Annotated in this window: 25 protein-coding genes; 5 read left to right on the top strand and 20 right to left on the bottom strand. The window is 47.0% G+C overall.

The window, feature by feature from the left end; translation table 11 throughout:
- Positions 1-71: 71 nt before the first annotated feature.
- Positions 72-989, bottom strand: coding sequence for a class I SAM-dependent methyltransferase (locus ACYUJT_RS10135; protein WP_460321288.1), 918 nt, complete (start codon positions 987-989; stop codon positions 72-74).
- 210 nt (positions 990-1,199) lie between these two features.
- Between ACYUJT_RS10135 and ACYUJT_RS10140 the strand changes: the two genes are divergently transcribed.
- Entirely contained in the window at positions 1,200-1,595 is a 396-nt protein-coding gene (locus ACYUJT_RS10140; RefSeq protein ID WP_460321291.1) for a VOC family protein, read from the top strand.
- Between the two features lie 61 nt (positions 1,596-1,656).
- Here the strand turns inward: ACYUJT_RS10140 and ACYUJT_RS10145 are convergent, their stop codons facing one another.
- The 13 genes from ACYUJT_RS10145 to ACYUJT_RS10205 all read right to left on the bottom strand — a co-directional run bounded on the left by ACYUJT_RS10145 (position 1,657) and on the right by ACYUJT_RS10205 (position 14,003).
- On the bottom strand, positions 1,657-2,415 hold the full coding sequence (locus ACYUJT_RS10145) for an ABC transporter ATP-binding protein (protein ID WP_460321294.1): 759 nt from the start codon (positions 2,413-2,415) through the stop codon (positions 1,657-1,659).
- A gap of 4 nt (positions 2,416-2,419) precedes the next feature.
- On the bottom strand, positions 2,420-4,738 hold the full coding sequence (locus ACYUJT_RS10150) for an ABC transporter permease (protein WP_460321297.1): 2,319 nt from the start codon (positions 4,736-4,738) through the stop codon (positions 2,420-2,422).
- A 12-nt stretch (positions 4,739-4,750) separates the two neighbouring features.
- A complete protein-coding gene (locus ACYUJT_RS10155; RefSeq protein WP_460321299.1) occupies positions 4,751-5,386 on the bottom strand; it encodes a TetR/AcrR family transcriptional regulator in 636 nt (211 codons plus the stop codon).
- Positions 5,387-5,587: 201 nt separating this feature from the next.
- Positions 5,588-7,495, bottom strand: coding sequence for an S-layer homology domain-containing protein (locus ACYUJT_RS10160; protein WP_460321301.1), 1,908 nt, complete (start codon positions 7,493-7,495; stop codon positions 5,588-5,590).
- Between the two features lie 283 nt (positions 7,496-7,778).
- Positions 7,779-8,237 (bottom strand): hypothetical protein, encoded by a 459-nt coding sequence (locus ACYUJT_RS10165; RefSeq protein ID WP_460321303.1) that lies wholly within the window; start codon positions 8,235-8,237, stop codon positions 7,779-7,781.
- 83 nt (positions 8,238-8,320) lie between these two features.
- On the bottom strand, positions 8,321-8,890 hold the full coding sequence (locus ACYUJT_RS10170) for a TetR/AcrR family transcriptional regulator (RefSeq protein WP_460321305.1): 570 nt from the start codon (positions 8,888-8,890) through the stop codon (positions 8,321-8,323).
- Positions 8,891-9,061: 171 nt separating this feature from the next.
- Positions 9,062-9,484, bottom strand: a complete 423-nt coding sequence (locus ACYUJT_RS10175; RefSeq protein ID WP_460321307.1) for a DUF1259 domain-containing protein — start codon at positions 9,482-9,484, stop codon at positions 9,062-9,064.
- A 47-nt stretch (positions 9,485-9,531) separates the two neighbouring features.
- The gene (locus ACYUJT_RS10180) at positions 9,532-9,951 is read right to left on the bottom strand and encodes a DUF1259 domain-containing protein (RefSeq protein WP_460321309.1); all 420 of its coding nucleotides are present in this window, start codon (positions 9,949-9,951) and stop codon (positions 9,532-9,534) included.
- A gap of 359 nt (positions 9,952-10,310) precedes the next feature.
- On the bottom strand, positions 10,311-10,907 hold the full coding sequence (locus ACYUJT_RS10185; protein ID WP_460321312.1) for a 4Fe-4S single cluster domain-containing protein: 597 nt from the start codon (positions 10,905-10,907) through the stop codon (positions 10,311-10,313).
- On the bottom strand, positions 10,907-11,935 hold the full coding sequence (locus ACYUJT_RS10190; protein ID WP_460321314.1) for a helix-hairpin-helix domain-containing protein: 1,029 nt from the start codon (positions 11,933-11,935) through the stop codon (positions 10,907-10,909). Before ACYUJT_RS10190 ends, ACYUJT_RS10185 begins: the two co-directional genes overlap by 1 nt.
- A gap of 5 nt (positions 11,936-11,940) precedes the next feature.
- Positions 11,941-12,696: a hypothetical protein gene (locus ACYUJT_RS10195; RefSeq protein WP_460321316.1), complete on the bottom strand. Its 756-nt coding sequence runs from the start codon at positions 12,694-12,696 to the stop codon at positions 11,941-11,943.
- On the bottom strand, positions 12,697-12,924 hold the full coding sequence (locus tag ACYUJT_RS10200) for a DUF2997 domain-containing protein (RefSeq protein ID WP_460321319.1): 228 nt from the start codon (positions 12,922-12,924) through the stop codon (positions 12,697-12,699).
- Positions 12,925-13,064: 140 nt separating this feature from the next.
- Positions 13,065-14,003, bottom strand: coding sequence for an aldo/keto reductase family protein (locus ACYUJT_RS10205; RefSeq protein ID WP_460321322.1), 939 nt, complete (start codon positions 14,001-14,003; stop codon positions 13,065-13,067).
- 161 nt (positions 14,004-14,164) lie between these two features.
- Here ACYUJT_RS10205 and ACYUJT_RS10210 point away from each other — a divergent pair, with 161 nt between their 5' ends.
- Complete coding sequence (locus tag ACYUJT_RS10210; RefSeq protein ID WP_460321324.1) at positions 14,165-14,509, top strand: winged helix-turn-helix transcriptional regulator; 345 nt, start codon at positions 14,165-14,167, stop codon at positions 14,507-14,509.
- 41 nt (positions 14,510-14,550) lie between these two features.
- On the opposite strand, the gene ACYUJT_RS10215 is transcribed toward ACYUJT_RS10210, so the two are convergent.
- Positions 14,551-15,348 (bottom strand): SDR family oxidoreductase, encoded by a 798-nt coding sequence (locus ACYUJT_RS10215; protein WP_460321326.1) that lies wholly within the window; start codon positions 15,346-15,348, stop codon positions 14,551-14,553.
- Between the two features lie 197 nt (positions 15,349-15,545).
- Between ACYUJT_RS10215 and ACYUJT_RS10220 the strand changes: the two genes are divergently transcribed.
- Positions 15,546-15,890: a hypothetical protein gene (locus ACYUJT_RS10220; RefSeq protein ID WP_460321329.1), complete on the top strand. Its 345-nt coding sequence runs from the start codon at positions 15,546-15,548 to the stop codon at positions 15,888-15,890.
- A 45-nt stretch (positions 15,891-15,935) separates the two neighbouring features.
- On the opposite strand, the gene ACYUJT_RS10225 is transcribed toward ACYUJT_RS10220, so the two are convergent.
- Positions 15,936-16,424: a MarR family transcriptional regulator gene (locus ACYUJT_RS10225; protein ID WP_460321331.1), complete on the bottom strand. Its 489-nt coding sequence runs from the start codon at positions 16,422-16,424 to the stop codon at positions 15,936-15,938.
- A gap of 163 nt (positions 16,425-16,587) precedes the next feature.
- Here ACYUJT_RS10225 and ACYUJT_RS10230 point away from each other — a divergent pair, with 163 nt between their 5' ends.
- The gene (locus ACYUJT_RS10230; protein WP_460321333.1) at positions 16,588-17,331 is read left to right on the top strand and encodes an NADPH-dependent oxidoreductase; all 744 of its coding nucleotides are present in this window, start codon (positions 16,588-16,590) and stop codon (positions 17,329-17,331) included.
- A gap of 35 nt (positions 17,332-17,366) precedes the next feature.
- Here ACYUJT_RS10230 and ACYUJT_RS10235 read toward each other — a convergent pair whose 3' ends face one another.
- Together ACYUJT_RS10235 and ACYUJT_RS10240 are read right to left on the bottom strand one after the other, a co-directional pair.
- Entirely contained in the window at positions 17,367-18,125 is a 759-nt protein-coding gene (locus tag ACYUJT_RS10235) for an SDR family NAD(P)-dependent oxidoreductase (protein ID WP_460321335.1), read from the bottom strand.
- A gap of 154 nt (positions 18,126-18,279) precedes the next feature.
- Positions 18,280-19,200 carry a VOC family protein gene (locus ACYUJT_RS10240; RefSeq protein WP_460321337.1) on the bottom strand — a complete coding sequence of 307 codons (921 nt, stop codon included), beginning with the start codon at positions 19,198-19,200 and terminating at the stop codon, positions 18,280-18,282.
- A gap of 152 nt (positions 19,201-19,352) precedes the next feature.
- On the opposite strand from ACYUJT_RS10240, the gene ACYUJT_RS10245 reads away from it, so the two are divergent.
- On the top strand, positions 19,353-20,543 hold the full coding sequence (locus ACYUJT_RS10245; protein ID WP_460321339.1) for a hypothetical protein: 1,191 nt from the start codon (positions 19,353-19,355) through the stop codon (positions 20,541-20,543).
- Between the two features lie 87 nt (positions 20,544-20,630).
- Here ACYUJT_RS10245 and ACYUJT_RS10250 read toward each other — a convergent pair whose 3' ends face one another.
- Positions 20,631-22,181 carry a solute symporter family protein gene (locus ACYUJT_RS10250; protein WP_460321341.1) on the bottom strand — a complete coding sequence of 517 codons (1,551 nt, stop codon included), beginning with the start codon at positions 22,179-22,181 and terminating at the stop codon, positions 20,631-20,633.
- Positions 22,182-22,185: 4 nt separating this feature from the next.
- Entirely contained in the window at positions 22,186-22,527 is a 342-nt protein-coding gene (locus tag ACYUJT_RS10255) for a DUF485 domain-containing protein (RefSeq protein WP_460321343.1), read from the bottom strand.
- Positions 22,528-22,665 lie beyond the last annotated feature (138 nt).

The following is a 22,665-nucleotide window of genomic DNA, read 5'->3' on the forward strand; positions in this document are numbered from 1 at the left end:
CTAAAAAACAAGCTGACGCCGGTATGATCCGGCGTCAGCTCTTTTTTATAGCGATAATAAGGTTTATTGCCTTATCTCTTCACCGCATGCACATAGTGGATCGTCTCAAAAGCGGACAAGTCATCGGTCCGCTGACGAAAGAAGCGCTCATTTATGCCCGCTGGCGTAAGATGCTCGTAAATTAACAGGCCCGATTGATCCAGCATGCCCTCCATCTCCTCATACGTGAAGCAGGATTTCATCGGTTCTCCGCTTGCCGCAGCCATGTTGACCATATTCTCGACTCTATTAAACAGGCCTCTCTCCGTAAAAAGCTGCTCATCCGCGTAATCCATAACGATTGAGCTTCCTGAAGGCAGCAAGGAGAATAACCGATCGATCAGACTCGAAATCTCCGCTTTCGTTAAATAATAAGACACACCGAGCAGGCTGCAGCACGTTTTATGATGATATACAAAACCCTTATCGACCAGCTTGGAATAAGAGATGCCACCCGTAAAATCCATAGGGACAAAATGCAGATTGTCCGGAATATCAAAATTGGCCTCGGCCAATCTTTCCTCCTTGAATTTCTGTGTGGCAGGGTGATCCACTTCAAATATTTGCAGGGTCCCGTTCATTTCGGGATGCCTGAAACTAAACGTATCCAGCCCGGCCCCAAGGATGACGTACTGCTGCAAGCCAAGCTTCACCTCATGCAGCAGTACTTCTTCACAGTAAGCGGCTCGCGCCAAGGTTGTTGGAGATAGCTGGACTTGAGTAATCCATCTCAGAATCTCTCCGGGATCCTCCCGATGCTTCTGAGCAACTTCAGGATTGAAGAACGATGCGCCTTGGATCATATTTTCGCTGATGTTCGTGAATTCTTCCGGTGAAATCAACTCTTTGGCGAGATCATCGTCGATAATTTTAGGGTTGTCATATTTACTGTGATAGGCTCTGGCAAAAGCAGATATTAAGGAAGTTAAACTGGACTCATTGGGCTTCATTCTATCATCTCCCTGCATACACAAAAATGAGATTCCCCCTGGCCAGGAGAATCTCATTATACAAGCGAATATTAATTTTGTAAATTATAGCATAAATATATTATTTTGTCAATAGGAAATTTAATTGTGTGACAGCTGCTTTAATATGAAGAAGGAAAGGGCAACCTATTAGAAGAAAGATATAACGAAGCCAAACCACAGGAGGAGATCATGGGAAGAATCGTTCATTTTGAAATTCATGTAGATGACATGGAGCGTGCTAAGAAATTTTATGGTGAGGTATTTGGATGGACCTTCGAGGATTGGAGCGAATACGCGGGTATGCCATATTTCGGGGCTACAACGGGCGATGCAAATGAACTTGGAATCAACGGGGCTTTGATGCAGCGCAAAGGCGCTTCTCCCGTACCAGGCCAAGCTATGAACGGTTATGCATGTACAATGGGAGTCGAGGACTACGATTCTACTGAAGCAAAGATTCTTCATCTTGGAGGCAAGGTCGCAGTACCTAAGCATGCTCTTCCGGGCATGGCCTGGCAAGGGTATTACACGGACACCGAAGGCAATAATTTCGGTATTCATCAGCCGGACAAGAACGCAAAATAGCATTTTGCCCAATCCACAGCCTCAGCGGCTGTGGATTGTTCTACCCACCTTCCTTTTGCAGCTATATTCCTATTTCTCTCATTTTCGCCGTTACTTGCCCGACCCTTGCATCGATATCCGTTCCGTTAAACTTCGGAAGTTTCAATTCGCTGACGATAGTTCCATCGCGCATAAACATTATACGTTCCGTCCGCGCCGCAACCTTCGCGTCGTGAGTTACAAGCATAATCGCCGTACCTTCCGCGTTGATTTCAGAAAAGATGTCCATAATCTCCTGCGCCGATTTGGAGTTGAGCGCGCCTGTAGGCTCGTCGCCGAAAATAACTTTCGGGCTGTTCATCAGCGCGCGGCAAATTCCCGCCCGTTGCAGCTGGCCTCCAGACACCTGTGTAATGTCACGCTTCTCAAGTTCCGCAATACCTACTCTTTGCATAAGCGCTCTTGCTTTTGCCGTAATTGCTGCGGCGTTCTTTCTACTGCCCCGCATGGACGGAAGAATGATGTTGTCGAGGATGTTCAGATGCTTCAGCATCGTCGGCTGCTGGAAGACAAAGCCCATTTGGGTTCTGCGCATATCTGCAAGCTCATTCTCACCGAGCTCCGATAAATCCCTGCCGCCAAAAAAGACCTGCCCGCCATTTACGTGATCCGTACCGCTCAGCGCAAACATCAGCGTTGATTTTCCCGAGCCCGAAGGCCCCATAACGGCTACGAACTCGCCTTCGTCTATTTCCACGGTCACTCCGCCCAGAACATTGCGTTTTTCATCGCCTGCACCGAAGGATTTTACGATATGATCACCAATCAACATTTTCTGCATAGGCCTACTCCTTTATATGTTCGGATATTGTAATGCGTCCCGCGCCCGCGGTGCCAAGAATGGTGGCGATCAGCACCGTACCGATCATCATCAGCGGATTTAGCAAATAGGCCGCAAGCGGTTCGACCGTAAAACGAAACGTTGACGCTCCAAAGGAGGAGATCACCGCCCCGGCAAACATCTCTCCGAGCGTATTGGCCAGAAGCGTGCCAAGGACTATGCCAGCAATCAGCACGAACACCACACGCGATACATACTGCGCCTGAATATCGGAGTTGGTAAAACCGAAGGCTTTCATGACGGCGATGGAGTATTTGTCTTTAGTGACAAGCAGTTTCATAAACAGCAGTGTAACCAGTACCATAATCATGAGGGCCACCGCAATGGCCGCATAAGAGGCTTTTCCGATGGAGCTTATTGTCGAACCAAACGTCTGTGCAGTATATGCATCTATGTCCGAGACCTTGGCGTAAGCAAACCTGCCCGCATAGTCCGCAACCTTGCTGTTGATGAGGGATGGATCTGCAAGCTCTGCACAGATGACGTACCACATCACGTCTGCCGCATGGTCATTGAAAACAGCCTTTGCCGTTTTGCCTCCGTTGGTAATGTCGGAATAGACGCCGCTTACTGTGAGGTTTCTCTCCTCTCCCTCGATGACCAGTGTTATGACATCGCCGACCTTTTTGCCCAGCTCCTCCGCGTTCAAAGTCGACAGTGCAATTTCATCTGCTGCGGCAGGTGCTCTGCCCTGGGAGTAGGTGATGGGGAATATCGAATGGTCGCCGAGTTCAACTTTTATATTTTTATCCGCGCCGGTTTCTGCTTTTGCTTTGAACGTTTTAGTTACAAGCACGGCATACTCGGAAATGGCCTTGTCGTTGTCCATCGCCTTTAATATTTCAGCGGCCTTTTCAGAGATACGGTCAGTCTGCTGGAGATCAACGCGCAGATCATAGCTACCAACCCCCATATATTGAATGAAGCTTTTGGAGGATATCGTGTTGTACAGATTCTGCGGCACAATTATGATAAATACGGAAATGATCAGTACGATCAGCATGGTGGCGTACAGTTTTTTTCTGGCGAGCACATCCTTGACTCCTAGAAAAACATTCGTATTGAACAGCCGGTTTGTGCTCAAGAGCATATGCTTTGTAACTGCCGCTTTCTCCTGTGAGGTGCCGAAGCGAATAGCTTCCGCAGCAGAAATCTTCCGAAAGCGTCTCAGCACTCCGCTCACATAGCCCGTAATAGCGAGAAAAACAACCAGGATGCCAACTATTCCTATGAGCGGCGCCAAAGAAGAATAGCTGCTTTCCCCCATATAAAGCCGGATATTTTCAAGCAGCAGATCTTTGAAGAATAAGGACAGTCCAAAACCCAGCATGCACCCCGCCGCCGCAATGGCCGCATATTTGGCAAGATAAATTTTCTTGATGTCGGAAATACGCAGCCCTAATGTCTTCATCACTCCGATTTCGCGGTAATCGTCTTCGATTTTTGCAAGAAGCGTAAAGCGTATGCACATCAAAGCGATGGCCACGACAAGCACGCTCACTAGCAGGATTACACCGATCATCATCCCATCGGAAATCGCATTGATCATTTTGAAAAGCGGATATGTAATCGTTGGCCCGTTCGCTTCAAGTCCCGCAGCTGCATAAGCCGTCTCAAAAGCCCCTAATGCCGCTAAATCCTTCAACCTGAATTCAATCAGATATTCCGTACTGCCCAGGCTTCTTATGTCTGCGTAGTCCCCGGCACTAACCAGAAATCGCTTAGAGGAAGAGAGCATGGAGTTCATCTGCGAATCGCGCAGAAATCCCGCAACGATAAATTCCTTGCCGCTGATGACTGCCCTATCGCCAATCTTTGCGGTGTTATCTCTCATATAGCTGACGGGTACATACAGCTCGCCGCTAGATGCGTTTATAATATTCCCGTTCAGATCAAGCAGATAGTCAAACTTATCGCTTTGAACGCTGAATCCGTTATCCTGGACACTATCCGCAAGCGAGCGATCCCCAAATACAATCCGCGCGCCGTCCATATTGAGAAATTCCAGCACCTGAAATTCATCCACATTGCTGTTCTGATTCGCAAATTCCGTTAGCCGGGCAGTATCAAGTTCACCTGCATGCATCTGCATAAAATGCGGAGTCTCCGCCCGCGTCATCAGCGTATCTATCGCACCCGACAGATTGACAACGAGGATCACCGCAAGCGAGACAAGCATAGCTGCCGCTGCTACAAATATCGTGGTTGTCAACGTGATCAGCTTGCTGTTTGAAATATCATTGCGGATTAATCTGAAATACATAAGTCACCCCTGTTACTCATGGTTCATCCCAAACATCTTCAAAGTGTCCCTCAGGCTTCCGCTTTCTGCACCAAGCAGCCTCTCTACATTGCAAATAAAGGCAAGCATTCGCGATAGGCGCTCCTCATCCGTCAATGCAACCATATCATCGTCAAACACGGTATTCGCATAAATCACAACCATTTCCATGCACTCATAGGGATACGGTGTGTTGAACATTCCCTGCGCAATACCCTCGCGAATGATTTCTGTTAATATCGGCGGAACGCCATTGATAATGACTTTATGTATCTTTTGATGCATCAACGCGTTCTGCGGCTTGTGGATATGCTCCATAATTTCCTTGCTGCTTCCGCCGCTTATGTTCAGTGCCATCACAACACGGATAATACGCTCGACTACGGGGAGGCTCTTGTCTGCCGCAACTTCCTTGGCTGCACCTAAAAGACGGTCGCTATACCGCTCAATCAGCGCATCCATAATATCCTCTTTCGACTTGAAGTGATGATATAAAGTTCCCCGCGCAATGCCGACCTTCTCGAGAATATCGTTTGTGCTTGTACCGTCAAAGCCCTTAAGAGCGAAGAGCTCATCCGCCGCATCCAGTATTTCGTTTCTGCGCTCCTCTGCATTTTTTACAATTCTCATTGATATGCCTCCCCTTACTATACCGACCGACTGTCTGTCGGTTATATCTTAGCATGTCGCTATAGAATGTCAAGCTGCTTCGGTTATTTTACGGCGGCCAGTCATACTGTCGAGCAAGCGAATTAGGCGAATCACTCATTTAAGCACAATAAAAAAGACACTAACCGATTCATAGTTAGTGTCTTCATCGTGTGAAGAAGTTTAAGAAGATTTCTTGCCAATTTTCATCGTTAGAATGCCTGTGAGGTGGTCATACGACACCTTCACCATTCTGCCGTTCAACTTAAACTGCTCTGGAATATCGTTGCGATTAAAGTAATTCCAAACCGTCTTCCATTTCTCCTCGAAGTAGAAGTGGAATAATTGCGCTGAGACGACCGGGATCTTAAATGATTCCGACAACGTTGCATCAGGCTGGCCTGGAGGCGTTCCCCATCCTGTAAACTGAAGCGTAATCTCCGTACCGTTATCATCTCCGCCGATCAAAGTGATAGCTCTCGAAGCACCAGTGATGCCAAATGTACGTCCTTCATTCGTAAATCCAAGCTCGGCAGCAAAGGCTTGAAAGTTCTTCTGCGGATCAGGCGACCATTTCGCCTTGAGCTGCGGCGCCTTCCACCCGCCTGGGTATTTGGCGTTCGGGTCCAAAGGATTGAAATCAAAGGTAGACGGGTACTGTCCCTTGGTTCCAAAATAATTAGCCGTAGGGTGCTCAGGGAATGTCCCCACAAAAATCATTTGCGTTTTATTTTCCATCTGCTTATTGACGGGATAATACTCAGCAATAAACTCTAATGGCACGAAGAGAGTGCCGCCTTCCATGATTGCGGAAACGGTATGATTGTCTGGATGATTTCCGATTCGGGTACCGACGTATATGGGTGATCCTTTTTTCTTAGGAACCCCATCCCATTCGAACTGCCATCGTACGTTACCTCCCATATTCAATATGGAAGTCGTCCAGTCGTCGTCCAGTGTATAGGATCCTCCCATGTCTCTTAAAATATCGTTAACCGGAACATAGACGATTCCATTCTCCGCGAATACCGGATCCAAGAATGTATTGAAACCCGGCGCTCTCTTTAATACGCCATTGACGAATAGCGCATAGGGATCGGCATTTGAGACGACCTCCGGGCTGTTGTTTCTCTGTTCACCCCATTGTATATGGTGGCCAAAGTAATACGAAGTGTGAATGGCTGTCTTTCCCTTCTCATACGTCTTGCCAACTTGCCCGTATTTGAGCGCAAGCAAATCTTTAAGTAATGAACGGGCATCCTTCTCGCTCATAGGCAGCCCAAGCTCAACGAGGATGGAGGCCATGAGATTGATCTTGCTTTTATCGAGGGCAATGATCGTCATATGCCAATGCTCGCCAAGATCGGCGTAAGCAAAATCATCCAGCTGGAAGTCTAGATGAATGCCGCTGCCTTTAACTTCTGTCTGGTACCTTTCCCCATTGGTGGTCGCCGTTACTTTGACATTGGCCTTTTGAGCGACATTCTTGATTCGGCTGGCGAGTGTGTCTTTTAAAGGGGTAGCGCTGCTTGGACGTTTGATCTTCCCTTCTTTAGAATCCTTCACGCCTTTCAATAGAACTGCAGTATACGCACGGGTTAGCAGTTCTGCTGGACCGTAATTCGCAAAGAAATCTCCCCTATTGTTATATGATCCTGAAGTCATGCCTTTTTGGTATAAATATTGCACGGCCTTCTTCGTAGACAGGTGTTCGACATTCCCGTTTAGAAGCAAATAGATGATTCGAGCCGCATCTGCCCGGGTTATATGCACTTTTCTTTTATCCCCGCCGCTAACCCAATAATCATCATAAGAGTAGATTCCCTTCTGATCCAATACATCATATGCCCAATCAGACCACTCCTCTGATGTTGAATCCTCTTGGGAAGCTGTGCCCGCAGGTCTGCCGAGCACAATGCTCACGGCTGTTACGATAAATTCCTCCTGCGTGATATACGCATTTGGCTTGAACGTTCCATCGCTATAGCCGCCCATTAATTTGGAATCAGCCAGGTACTCAATGGCAGGACTCGCCCAGTGATTGGAAGGTACATCCGTGAATCGCTGTTTCGCCGCATATGTATTGCCCATAGGAATGATAGAAATTGCAAGTATACCGCAAAGCATCATCTTAAAAATCCAAGTTTTGTTGAAAAGTTTCATGGTTCTCCTACTCCTTTATCATGGGTCTGAAGTAATTACTGTATGGCTGTGTTTCGCTCCCCATCCTCGTACGGAACACCACTCCTTTCAATATGGATCAAGCCATTTGGGTCCTTTGGCACAGAAATAATAACACGGACGCTTCAGCAGCGTCCATGTAAAATCAACCAAATTGATTACCTTTCGTTTTAAGCGAAAGGATGCACACTATCTATTCGGGTAATAAAACCAATAGCAGGGCAATAACAAGAATCAACTTAGTTAGCCATTCGACCTGACGGTGGCCCGTATTTTGTTCCTTGCTGCCGACTGCATCCGCCGCATAAGTGTTCAGGCGCTGCTTCAGTTGCTTATCGATGGCAAGCTTGCCGATCAGAGCCGCCAGCATCAATAAGGTTAAGCCCATGTGCCAATAAGCCGCTGACAGGCGACCGATAATCCGAATCATGTCAACGACGGACAATAATACTGTCGAGGCAAGCGCTAACCGATTATATTTGTTCCAGGCGTTAATAGATATCTCTTCAAGCGTCGAGGCCATTCCCGAATCAGAGCTTAAGGCCAGCTTCTCAGACAAAAGTGGACGAACCGCAGCGGCCATGACAATGGCTCCGCCTACGATAAGGGCCAACGCAAAATTTTCAATGGCTTGCAAAATGAACATAAACATAGTAAACATCTCCTTTTTAACTACAGTTTAATGTTTTAGTTGGTTGACCAACCAATACTGTTTAAAAAAAGAAAAGCGGCCCCTTAATCCGTAATATTATATCTAGCTCTCAACATTGCCTCGAGCTCCAAGTATGCACGGTCTATATCAAACTCCGGATTCAGCAGCTTCTGCAAAGCCAACCCGTCAAAGCAGGCCAGCATAATTGCTGCCACCGAAGCCGCTTCTTCTCCGGTATTGCCAACAATCTTGTGCAGAATTTCCTCAATCCCGATTCGTGCATTCTCCAGCAAGGCATCCACATTATCCGAAATTTGCGGATTGCGGAGCCCCAGGGCAAATAATTCGTATCTGAGTTTATACCAATCGGGCTGCCTTTCAACACGATCTTTAGGTTCGTTAAGAGCCGCCTTCGCAAGATGCCCGGAAGGTACGCTGGATTGAAGCCGCTGCATATCCTGCGTGTACTGCTGGGAGGAAGCTAATAGCAGATCAGTCAAGATTTCTTCCTTATTGCGAAAATAATAATGAATCAATCCCGGCGTGATCCCTGCCTCGCTGGCTATATCCTTAATGGAGGCCTTCTCGTATCCCTTTTCTGACATCACTTTATATGCCGCTTCAACGACTTTATCCCGCTTTTGTTGTACCATTCAATCACCGCATTTTCTATATTTGGTTGGTTGACCAATTATGTCAAATATAGCATAGTTGCAAATGGGCTGCAATGATGGCTTGATTCGCACATAGAACAAAAGCCCAACCTCTATACGGCCGGGCTTAACAATCCGCCTTCAATTAATACGGTTACTCATCCAACAATCTTAACCTAAGAATGCAATAGAATTTTTCACTTTCCTTGCGAATGAAATAGGATTATCGATTGACTCCCAGTGGATATACATAAGACGCGGATTCTCAAACAACCAGTGGTTGTGGACTGCCGTTACTTTAATCCCGTTTTTTCGAAGATTGCTCAGCAATTGGTTGACTTGGCCCTGGAAGAGAGCCGTTTCCCCTAAACAAAGCGCGCGGCCTGAACTGTCCAGCGATTCAAACGAGAACAGCTGATAACGCACCAATGGAGAGGTTGTCTTTCTACCCAAAATGGAAGCCTTTATTCTCCTATTTCGAGATACAAAACAAACCGGTCCTTTTGTAATTTCATGCTCTGTTCCGCCCAAAATACGTGAAAATTGGTTGCATAGCCTTTTAAAACGAGGACTTGCCTTTACTTGTTCCGCCATAGAATTCATCCTTTCAATTCATAGTAAGAAACATCGGCCAAGCTGCATTAACCCAAGAATGCAATGGATTCTTTTGTTTTTTTGGCAAATACAATAGGATTCATAATGGCTTCCCAATGCATATACATGAGGCGCGGATTTTCTTTTAGCCAGTGATTATGAAGGGCGGTTACTTTGATCCCCCGTCTACGGAGATTCGATAACAATCGATTAACCTGGCTTTGATGTACGGCAGTCTCACCCAAACAAAGCGCGCGGCCTGACTTATCCAGCGATTCAAACGAGAACATTTGCATTTGAACTAACGGGGAACGAGTTCTTCTTCCCAAGATCGTCTCATTTAAATTCGTCATTCGCGTGACAAAACAAACCGGCCCCTCATCAATTTCAGATTCGCCCCCCAGGATTTTTCCAAATTGGGTACACAGCCTTTTGAATCGCGGACTTACCTTTATCTGCTCTGCCATATAAATCCTCCTTTGATCATTTTCTTTCTAACCATCTTATGACTAGAGGAGAGAAGTGAATTGGACGAATCACTCATTTGGTGCAATACAAGGCAGTCAACTAATCCTTCCAGGAACCCAAAAAGAAAAATAAGACACTAACCTTCAAAGGTCAGTGTCTTCCGTCAAGTTTATTTTGTTGATTCCCGTCTAACCGCAATAATACTCGGTTCAGCTCCAATCGTGCGGCGGAGCTTTTTTCTCGCTTCCACCGGCGTTCTGGCTGTGATTGGAGCTACTTTTTGTTCACCGTCGATTTCATAGGTTACAAGAAAACATTTCTCACCACATCGCATATCGCATCTTCCTAACACGAATAATTACAGCAGCCGTCCAAACAGGTCCTCTAAATCCTTAACCTCGGCTAGCCCGTTAACCTTAACTCTGCCGTCAGGCGCAAGGCGAACCTCAAGCCTGTTCGGAATCTCTGTCAGCTGATCCTGGAGGTGAAGGTACCTATCCGACAGGAAATGATAGCGCTGATTGGAGGATCCTACCCAGGGACGACTCGTATCCAGACTTTCTTTTTGAAAAGGTCCATCAATCAGCAGATCGGTAACCGCCAATAAGTCGAGGTAATCCTGATTTCCCGAGCCCCGTAAATTTTCAATCAGATAACCCGTGAAGTTCATGACAGATAGCCCCTCATTTTTAAGAATACCGCCTAACTGAGCTAACGCCCGGGCTTGGGCAAAGGGTTCCCCTCCGAGAAAGGTAACTCCTTCAACTTCAGGACCCTGCAGAATCTGTTCTGCCAGTTGTTCTACCTCCATTGTAACCCCGCCGTCTGCCGCCCAAGTAAACGGAACTGCGCAGCCAGGGCAATGAATGGGGCATCCTTGTACCTGAATACAAGCACGTATGCCGGGCCCCTCCACTTTGGTCACAGGTATAAATTGATGTACTCGTAGTAGCATCAGTAATCCACCACCCGAGCGTTTGGCTTCATAGGGGATGGCGACGAGGATAAGGCTTGTTCTATAGGCGTAAAAACAACCCGTTTCCGCAATCTGGCCACTTGATGAGGCTTTAATCCTAATAATTCCCCCACTTCTTCAGGAGACCGAAACCCGCCAATCGCATCACGCTGCTGCACGATTTGCTCGGCCCCAACCGCTCCAACGCCCAGAACTTCAATCAATTCATCCATGGATGCGGTATTAACATCGACAGAGCCAGGCTCGCCCGTATCCTTAGCTTGTTGCACCTGCTCCAGGGCTGCTTCAATCGAGTCCTCTATCGACTGTGGTGTCGGCATAAACCGAGGAGCTGGCATTCCGGCTGGAAAGACAAGTTCAGCCATTTCCGGCTGACTCATGAACGGGATCCAATCCGGCATTCCCGGCTGCCATACATGGCTCTCTTCCGGACGAATTTGTCCGCTTCCCAATAAACTTTTAATAAGATAAATATCGTATGGACCGTAGGACTGACCTGCAATGGCCACATTCCACTTCTCTGTTGGAGCGGGCATGGGTGGGGCGCTCACCTCGTCCTGCGTGTGTTTGTCATTAGATTCAGCTTGATCCCCAAATACCGTAATGATATAGCTCTGAATATCCTGTAGCAACTGAACCAAGGCGTCCTTATCAAATTGCCCGGAGGACATACTGAAAAAGTTGCCTGGACCAAGTTCGATGTCATAATCTCCGCTCCGCATGATCACGACCTGTATGAACTCCTCCCAGTTCAGGTAATTCTGTCTGGTATCCGTCGCCCAGTCATTGCGCCAATATACTCCGGCTTCGGTAATAAGCAGCCCATTTTTACCGCTGCCAAATACGGTAGCGTCTATAAAAGCAATGGCATGCCCCTGAACCTGGACCGATATCGCACTGCAAAACTTAGACAATTTGTTGAATGGAATCGTCTCTCCGACGAAATAGCCAGACCCCCAGTAACCCGCGCAAATGCGCTCAATTCTATTAAAATCTATGGATCTCATCCTGTTCAACCCCTGATGTTGATCGTAAGTACTATGGAGTTATCCTCCAGCACTTCTTCACTTTCGACAGTCATGTTCTTTGCTTCCACACGTTCCTTTAGCTTCTCATAGACCATGGACTGCAGGCAGCGCTTATAATCTTCATCTACGTCAGACAGGTACTGGTATACTTTGCGTAAATCAGGCGCATTGTGAACCTCAACGTAAAACGGGCTGTCATGGGATTGGGACTGCCTGAATATCAACAGGGAATCTTCTACTCTGCATTTCATGCCGGAGCCCTCACGGACCGGGTTAACGCCGAATTCCTTCAGTGTTCTGAACAGCAGCTCCCCGTCTCGAAAATTGGTAGGAAAGGTGGCTACGGACTCGGCAGCCGCTGTGGCTGCTGTCATGGTCATCGTTTCGCTCTGTCCCTGAAGCTGTTCAAAAATTTGCCGCCCAGCCGCCTGGTTGATTTCAGCCATGAATTGCCTGACTTTCTGCCTGGAATCAGATCTCCCAAAGATCGCTGTCCATTTGCCGTCTACGAGCTCCCAGAAGAAGTACAGATCTTCGCCATCGATATGGGTTTTATAGCTTCCCCCCCATTTTTCGGCATCGTACCCGGCCTTGCGCACCGTACGCACAAGTTCCGTCTCGTTCTGAAAAGTGGAAGGCTCCTTCACCTGCATCGACTCGACCCATCTGTCAAATTTGTCTTTCCCCATTACCAGACGCAGCGTAAGCGCGACAGGGATCATTGAGATTGAAACCGACATTTATACTCCCCCTTCTCTGGTACGGATATGATTCAAATCCTGCTGCTGATTTTCCACTTGCTCGGTTTCATAATATTCATCCGTATATTCAGAATCTATCGTTTCCGCGTCGAGCAGCTGTTCTAGAATTTCAATATAATCCGTGCAGGATTTCCCCTTGATCCCTATGACGTCTGCTTTAATTTGCCCATCGGGAAAAATTTGGACTCGAATCTGTTTCTTTGCCATATCCCCCGCTCCTTTACCCAAATCTCAAATGTTATGTATTTATTCGACATACGGAAATATATCCCTGCCTCGACAAAAAGGCCGCCTCAAAGCGAATCGCTTTTGAGTACGGCCTTTATCTGTATGAAGCGGGGCGCTTCCTATTTCAAAATTTCTTCAATACGGTTCAGAACATCTTCGCTAAGATCGATGCCCGACGCTTTGGCGTTCTCCGTTACTTGTTCTGGACGGCTGGCGCCAACAAGCGAACTCGCTACGTTCTCATGGCTCAGAATCCAAGCCAGCGCAAGGTTGCCCACGGTAATTCCCAGCTCTGCTGCAATCGCTTCGAGCTGCTGAACCTTGGCAATCTTCTCTTCCGTGATTCCTTTGCGCACCCATTCGATCTTGGCCGCGCGGCTGTCCTGCGGAATGTCGGTAGCGGACGTGTATTTGCCGGTCAGCAAGCCTTGCGCAAGCGGAGAGAAAACGACTTGCCCAATGCCGGAACGTTCGCAGAGCGGGATGACTTCCTTTTCGATATAGCGGTCGAACATATTGTACACAGGCTGATTGACGACGATACGATCCAGCAGATAACGGTCAGCAACGCCAAGCGCTTCTGCGATTTGGGAAGCTTGCCACTCGCTGACGCCAGCATATAACACTTTGCCTTGGCGAATCAGATCATCGATGGCGCGCAGCGTTTCGTGCAGCGGCGTTTCCGGATCATGGCGGTGGCAGTAGAAAATATCCACGTAATCGTGACCAAGGCGCTTGAGGCTGGCGTTGGCCTGTTCAACGATATGCTTGCGCGACAGCCCGCGGTCATTCGGACCTTCGCCCATGGGCCAGAACGCTTTCGTAGCCAGCACGTAGGATTCGCGCGGATAAGCCTTCAAAGCTTTCCCAACCAGCTCTTCCGCGGCACCCTTCTCATAAACATTGGCTGTATCGAAGAAGTTGATCCCCAGGTCATAGGCAGTTTTAATGGAATTTACCGCGTTCTCGCGTTCTACATAACCTCCGTATGTCAGCCAACTACCCAAGCTGATTTCGCTGACTTTTAGTCCGCTTCCGCCTAATCTTCTATATCTCATCTTATAGGCCTCCTTAATAAATGTTGTAACCCTTTTCAATCTCCCTTTTCATTCTATATAATCTCATATACAATTTGAAGAAGTGAAATGTTTTTCACTTAATTATATGAGATATAGATACTATACAAAGTATAGTAATGATATATCGGAGGGATACACTAATGACAACAACCAAAAAGGCTAGCAGCTATATTCCTAAGACGCCTGAACATATCGAATGCAACATCGAAAAAACATTGGACGTTCTGGGTGGCAAATGGGCGTTTCTTGTCATCCGGGAACTGTTCTGCGGCACGCTCCGGTTCGGGGAACTGCAGCGGAAAATCCCTAGCATAAGTCCTCGTGCATTGACCAGTACACTCCGGCATTTGGAAGAGAAGGGGGTTCTGGAGAGGAATGTATTCCCGACGGTGCCTGTGACGGTCGAATATTCGCTGACTCCGAAGGGGCAGGATCTGCACGTTATATGCCATGAGATGAAGCTGTGGGCGGCCCGTTGGACTTAAGAGGCCTGTTCTCCTTTTACCGCCTAAGCCAGCCACAGCGTCTAACCCCGCAGCAGAGATTCCGCACCATCGATATAAACGTCTGTGCCCGTGATATGTGACGATCGGTCACTAAGCAGGAACGAGACAAGCTCTGCAACCTGCTTTGGACTGGCCGGCCGGTGCTCAAGCGGCATGCCGCCATGCGGTAAATGCACCGGAAGCTCCACGGCTTCGAGTGCCGGTTTCTCATCTATGCTTGCCTGAATATTCGTTTTCACACCGCCGGGACAGATGGTATTCACACGAATGCCGTATCCCGCCAGTTCAAGCGCAGCCATTTGGGCAAAGGTGGTCAACGCTCCCTTCGATGTGCTGTACGCCGACATCCCCACCTGTGAGATTACGCGGTTACCGCTCACCGAGCTTGTAATCACAACACTTCCTCCCTGCCGCTTCAGATGCGGAACAGAATATTTGACTGTCAGGAAGGTGCCCTTTAAATTCGTGTCCATCACCTGGTCCCAATTTTCGGGCTCCATCTCCTCAATGGACGTTAGGTCGCCTACGATGCCGCCGTTCGCAAAAACACCATCGAGCTTCCCCCACTGCTCGACGGCCGACTGCACCGCTTGTTGGACATCGCTGGGTTTCGTCAAATCGCAGGGAACCGCCAAGGCCTCCCCGCCCGCTGCCAGAATAGGATCGACCGTCTCCACCGCTCCATCGAGATTGATATCGGCTACGCATACCTGCGCACCATATTCCGCCAGAAGCTCTGCTGCTGCCCGGCCAATACCCGACCCTCCTCCAGTCACCAATACCGTCTTTCCGGATAGCTCGCCGCTCTTTTGCGCCATTTGGTTCATTCCTTCCTTTCACGGTAGGATTATGGACAATCGCAACCTTCGGGTTTATGATTCCCTTGTTTTTACTCTTTGATTACCCAGCTTTACGATCCTAAACGCATCCTTGGAAGTGCGATAACAAGACCGTTTATATAGTAGAATACTTGTAAGAATAATAAACTTGTTACCTAGTTGAAGGAGATCTCATAATGAAACAACCATTAAATATTATCCCTGATAAGTGGAAACGAAATGGGATTGTAACGATCGGCGGCATCCTAATCGGGGCAGGACTTGCCGATTGCCTGCTCGCCATGAATCAACCGGATTTAAATCAAATCGCTAGAGGACTAACCATCTTTAGTGCAGGCCTCACCATCCTGGTCATCATGGATAACTCCAAAACGCAAAAGAACACCGAGGAAATCCAAAAAGAAACCCAACTGCGGTTAGAAAAAGTAGAGGAAAAGCTAAATACAATTCATCAATCTCAACAAATGACGGAAGAACAACTACATGAAATAAGAGAACTGCTGAAACAATCAAATTCGTAGGAAGAGATCTTCTGTTCATGTCGGTAAAATAAAAAACTTCGCAAGCTACCGTAGCCTAGCCAGCTTCTCCAGAAAATCTGCCACGATTTCCAAAGACGCTGTGTCGAAACTTGCCAACAGTTCCATCGCTTTCTGATCCTTCTCCTGGTGAAACAGCCGATGCAGTTCGGCCAATTCGGCGCCAAGCGGAGTCACGAAGAAATAAATTTCCTTCAGGTTGTCCGGCAGCTGGGCTTTCCGAATCAGGCCTTGTTCCAGCAATTTGCGGGTAATTTTGGAGACGGCGCCTTTCGTTAAGCCCATTTCGCGGGCGATATCGATTCCTATAATGCCGTCATGCGCATGGATGACATCCAAAACGTGCAGGCTTGAGATGGATAGGCGGGGCAGCAGCTTTTTCAGTCGATTGTCGGCGACGCGCTCTATAAGCCAAAGCCGGTCCTGATCCTCATCGTTTTCGCTGATGAGGATCCGGTATATTGATTTTTCGATGCGGTTTTTGAGCTGAAGCATATCATCATTTATATCTGACATAAGGCAAGCCTACCTTTTTTTCTTCCCATTATATCATGGTTTCCGCGGAAACCATTTGACAGAGCGTCATATCCTTTGTTATTATTGTTTCCATGGAAACCATATGGCGAAACGTGGTCTTCATGCAGCTTCTACAAAAACCATTTATTTGGAGGGAAATTTTATGAATGAGGTCATCCAAGTCATCCGCCAGCATCGCTCCATCCGCAAGTTCAAAAATACTCCGTTGACCGGCGAGCAAATCGAGGCTATCGTCGATGCGGCACAAATGGCGCCGACCTCGGCGCATATGCAGCCGTTCTCGATCATCGGTGTCACGGATCAAGAGCTGTTAAAGAAAATCGCGGCGCGTTCGGAAAATCCGTGGATTGAGGAATGCGGGTACTTTTTTATTTTTTGCGCCGATCTTCACCGCATGATGTTAGCCGCCGGACCTGACCAGCAAGAAAAAATGAGTGATAACCTGAGTTTCTCGTATTTTTACCAAACCGCTGTGCTAAGTTCCGCGCTTGCCCTGCAAAATGCCAATTTGGCGGCCGAATCGATGGGGCTCGGCGCCGTAATTATCGGCGGGATTACCGGAGCTCTGCCCGAACTGGACCAATGGCTTGAACTGCCGGACTTCGTCATTCCTTTGGTTGGACTTGCAGTAGGCGTTCCCGATGAGTCTCCCGAGCAGAAGCCGCGGTTGCCCCGGTCCGCCGTGTTTTTTGAGAACCGGTATGATCATGATCTTAAAGCACAAGTCGAAAGGTATGACCGGGAAATTGAGGAATATTACGGCGCGCGAACAAACAACAAGCAGAAGGCCAGTTGGTCCGGGAAGTTCATCGCCATGCTGGATAGAGATTTGCCGTTAGGCGGATATACGGAATATGTGAGAAGCAAAGGTTTTGATCTGAAATAGACGAACACCAACAAAATCGAGTTGAACTTTGGAGATCAGTGAGAAAGTTGTCCGCCATCCACTGCATAAACATATCCGTTACAGAAGCTTGCAGCATCGGAAGAAAGGAATACTACCATTTCAGCGATTTCTTCCGGTTTAGCGGCACGGCGCATGGGAACGTTGGAAGTAACCTCCGCCCATTTGTCTTCGTCATCTTTCCACATTTGAGTCATTGGTGTTTCAGTTAGACCTGGTGCAACGGTGTTTACACGAATGCCGTCTTGGGCGTAGTCAAATGCAGCTGCTTTGGTTAAACCGGTAACCGCGTGTTTTGCAGCAACGTATGGGGCCATATTAGGATCGGCGATTAAACCTGCTACTGAAGCAGTGTTTACAATGGTACCGCCACCGTTAGCAACCATATATTCAAGTTCATATTTTACAGCAAGGAATACGCCTTTTACGTCAACAGCCATGACTTTATCAAATACATCTTCTTCAATATCTGCGAATTTGGCTGGTTTATTTAAAATTCCCGCATTATTGAATGCGTGATGCAATCCGCCAAATTGGTTTACTGTTTGTTCAACAAGTGCTTTTACTTCCTTCGAGTTTGTTACATCCGCTTTAAAGAATGCGGCTTCTCCGCCTTCTTTTTGAATCAGTTCAACCGTTTCATTTGCTTGCCCATCCACGTCACCAATAGCCACTTTCGCACCACGGCGTGCAAAAGCAATCGCTGTTGCGCGACCAATACCGGTGGCAGCTCCAGTGATCAATACAACACGGCCGTCAAAATCTTTTAGGCTCATCTCATTACCCCCTAGATTTTTCTTGTTAAGCTTCTCAGATTTAATATTCCGTTGCCGACTTTAGATTATTCGCTGCCGCTAATTTCCATAGAATATTCGAACCTGAAAATGAGAAAACCCGCTCAATGAGCGGGCTTTTTTAGGCTAAATCACATTATCCTTTGTATGCCTCTTGCAATTCCGCAATATTAAATTTTTTCATTTTAAGAAATGCTTTTGTTACGGAAGCCAACTGCTCCGGTGTACCCTTACTCATCATCTCGTCCATATCTCTCGGCACGATCTGCCAGGACAGACCATACTTATCTTTCAGCCAGCCGCATTGCTCAGCTTCAGGAACCGCAGAGAGCTTGTCCCAGTAGTAGTCAATCTCATCTTGTGTGTCGCAATACACCATGAATGAAACTGCCTCGTTGAAACTGAATCTATGCTCGTGCGCGCTGTCCATTGCGGTAAACCACTGATTTTCAAGCATGAATTCAGCGAACATGATCGTCCCTTCTTTGTCAGGCTCCATACCTTTGGGGTAGCGAGCAGTATGTCCCTGCTTTGAAGCCTTAAATATGGATAAGTAAAAATGAATCGCCTCCTCCGCTTTACCGCATATATCACCGACAAACAACATCGACGGTATGATCGTAGGGCGTACTTCGCCTTCCGGGTTCGTAAGAATTAACTGCCACGTCAAACCATACTTGTCCTGAATCCAGCCATATCTCTCACTGAACGGATACTTATCAAGCGGCATTAACGCTGTGCCACCATCAGATAATTTGTTCCAAACCTCATTCAATCTCTCTTCCGCATCTTTGTCCTGGGATGGGTCAAAATTAACCATGAAAGACACCGATGGATTGATTTTAAAGTAGGGTCCTGCGCTGATCGCCATGAACTTTTGACCCCATATTTCAAAAGAGACTTGATCGCTATCGCCAGACGGTGTGTTATGTAATGTGGTTACATTCGTAATTTGTGAGTCCGGGAACAAGGAAACATAAAACTCCGCTGCTTCTTTGGCCTCCTTGTCGTACCATAAATGCGGAACAATTGTTTGATCTGTTAAACGGGTTGACATGATTCAACGGCCCCCTTTAAAGAAGATTTTTGACAACTCTATAATGTTATATACTTCCTTTTTTTCTCACACTACTTACACTACAATATAAAGATAGTCCATTCAATAGATGATGTAATGTTGAACAATCATAAAGAGGTGTTGTCATTGTCATGAAAAAACGATTCGTAACTTTGTTGTTGGGATGCCCCATGCTTTTCCTTTTGCTCTCAGGATGTACGGAGCATTATAAAACGGATTACATCAAGAAATTCGGCGCCTATCTCAACTATTCTTTAGGCCCCTATGAAGTGCTGGAGGAAGAAAAAATCCATTGGCGAGCGAATCCCTTGCCTGTGAAAGGAACGGGTTACCGGTGGGTTGTCGCATTTTCCGATGATCGCGGAATCCAAAGGGAATTTGAATTTCGCAATTATGGATACACCCAAGGAGGGGATAAGCCGAACTTTGGCTACGCGGTCATGGATTATGCCTTGGGACTAGGCGAAGAACAAATTAACTCGGATGTGCTGTCAAAATATTTTAAACCGGAAGAAATCGGATTGCACGAATACGAAACGAATGCAACCCAAACATCGGTAGCCGTGTTCAACGAATACCTAACCAAGGGTGAGGACTATTATGCCAGCTTTGTTGATCCCAAAAAAGGACTGCGGTTGAAATCTATTCACCCGAAACAGCTCGTTAATGATTGGGGAACTTCCTATAAGTTTAAATTCTTCACTTTAATCGACGATGAAGAGCAAATAAAAGAGTTATTAGCTAAAATCGAGCAAACGTTAAGAGATTATGCTAAGTATGTGGACAACTACGATCTGCTTCCCGTCGACGTAGTAGTCGAAGATTATGGACATGGATATTACGGGACTTATGATAAGGATAGGGACTCGTTCACCTGGATTACCATGGAGGAATACCACGAGTCGCTACGATACATAGACGGACATTTGAAAGAACTCGGAAGCGTGATCGTCAACGGCAAGGAATATCAGGTTAGAAAAAATTACAAAGAGGGAGACACCTACGTTTCTGTCCACCAGGTCAAATATTGTACGACAACCAAGCAATATCATATTGATGATTTTGAAGACGTACTGGTTCTACTCGGAATTCAGGTGTCTTCTCCAGACCACGGTAAATACAAGTGGAAATTAGGCTCGGATACTTACCTCGTCAATAAATTGGGGGGCTGGACTCTGAAGAAGAACGGGGAAAAAAAGAACCTGTTGCAATATCATGGTCATGAATGCGGAGGGCTCTCCCAATCCGATTTTGAAATGGTGAGCAACGCCACGGTATATATAGATGAGGAAAAAGAAGCGCTTGTCGTTACGAGTCAGTGAGTGACCATAAGGACCTGCAGTGTTATCTCTGCCCGAAGAAAAACCACTAAACGTTAGGTTTAGTGGTTTTTTGCTGGAAGTAAACAATTACATCACCGTGTTACCCATTCCCGTATTGGAACGGACGAGAATTTCATCGTATTCGACTTGGTTGTCTGCGTTGCCTGTTTTTCGCGACAGCATGGTGCCCACAAAACCAGCGAGGAAGCCAAGCGGAATAGAGACAAGACCCGGAGTCGTCAGCGGAAACCAGGGTTCCCCAACGAAGATCGCCTTTCCGGCTTCCGGATGAAATACGTTTGGACTGACGATAACGAGTCCCACGGAGGCGATCAGACCAACCACCATGGCCCAGATTGCCCCGTTTGTATTGAATCGCTTCCAGAAAATCGTATATAGGATCACAGGCAGGTTTGCACTTGCAGCAACGGCAAACGCCAGCGACACTAGGAAAGCAACATTAAGATTCTGGGCAAATAAAGCCAGTAGAATGGAAATGATAGAAATCCCAATGGAAGCGTAACGTGCCATACTGACCTGCTGCTTCTCGGTAGCCTTCCCTTTTCTCAAGATTTGATTGTAGAAGTCATGGGAGAAGGCAGCCGCGGCGGTAAGCACAAGTCCTGCTACAACGGCGAGAATGGTCGCGAAGGCTACGGCAGAGACAAAGGCAAACAACATATTGCCGCCCAGCGCTTGTGCGAGCAGCGGAGCAGCCATATTCCCCGCTTTATCCGCAGCGGTAATATCGCCATTTCCAACGAAGGCGGCAGCACCAAAGCCCAGGAAAATCGTCATCACATAAAAAATGCCGATAATCCAAGTTGCGTAGACAACGGAGCTGCGGGCTATTTTTGCATTCTTAACCGTAAAGAAGCGGACAAGAATATGAGGAAGGCCGGCAGTTCCAAGGACTAATCCCATCGTCAAGGACAGGGTATCCAGTCCATCTTTATACTTAACGCCAGGATTAAGGAACTTCTCTTGGAGTGGCGTTGCTTCTTTGACATGATCGAACATGCCTGTGATGCTCCAGTTGAATTTGTGCAGCACCATAATCGAGATTAGAAGCGTTCCGGCCATCAGCAGGACCGCCTTAATAATCTGCACCCAACTCGTTGCGTGCATTCCGCCAAAAGTGACGTAGATAGTCATGAGAATCCCTACGATGATAACAGAAGTTGCAAAATCAATACCAAGAAGCAGCTTGATCAAAGCCCCTGCACCTACAAGCTGGGCAATCATATAGAAGATGGATATGACCATCGTATTAAACGCAGCAAACCCGCGAATTTTTGCAGTTTTAAAGCGAACGGCGATCATATCTGCAAAAGTATATTTTCCTAAATTTCTTAAAGGCTCCGCAACTAAGAATAGGACGACTAAGTAAGCGACAAGGAATCCGATACTGTAGAAAAATCCATCAAATCCAGCTAGCGCAATCGAACCCGCAATCCCTAAGAACGAAGCCGCTGACATATAGTCTCCGGCAATCGCCATCCCGTTCTGCCAACCGGTCAATCCGCCGCCAGCCGTATAGAATTCACTTGCAGAATTATTCTTTTTCGAAGCCCAGTATGTAATAACGAGTGTCAGGGCAACGATCACTAAAAACATAATAAATGCAGCTGTATTCATATGATTACCTCTCCTTCTCAGCTATAATTTGATCGGAGATTTCATCGAACTTGGCAGCTTTTTTGTAGTAGATCATACAAAGCGCCCAGGTCATGATAAATTGCAGAAAAGCAAAGACCCAAGCCCATGTGATACTGCCGTAGAAGGAGTGGTTCAGGATGTTCGTATAGGAAGTCAGAATCGGCAGAGCGAAATAGAAGCAAAGGAAGAAGATCGTGAAAGGAATAATGAATCTTTTCTTGGTTCGAATCAGCTTTCTAAATTGATCCGACTTCGCGATGGATGAGTATTGTGCGGGAGTTAGCTTCTGCCTTTTCCGATCAGTGGTTAATGGTTTACTTACCATCGGTAATCCCCTCTCATTCGATTTTATTTACCTGCAAAGTATAAAAACGAAGCGCTTCCAACATCCGTCAATGATTAAGGGCCACCACCTTTAACAAAATGTGAACAATTTATGGATATGCAATTTGAAAATATTATA

This window comes from Paenibacillus sp. YSY-4.3 (genome assembly GCF_054767475.1).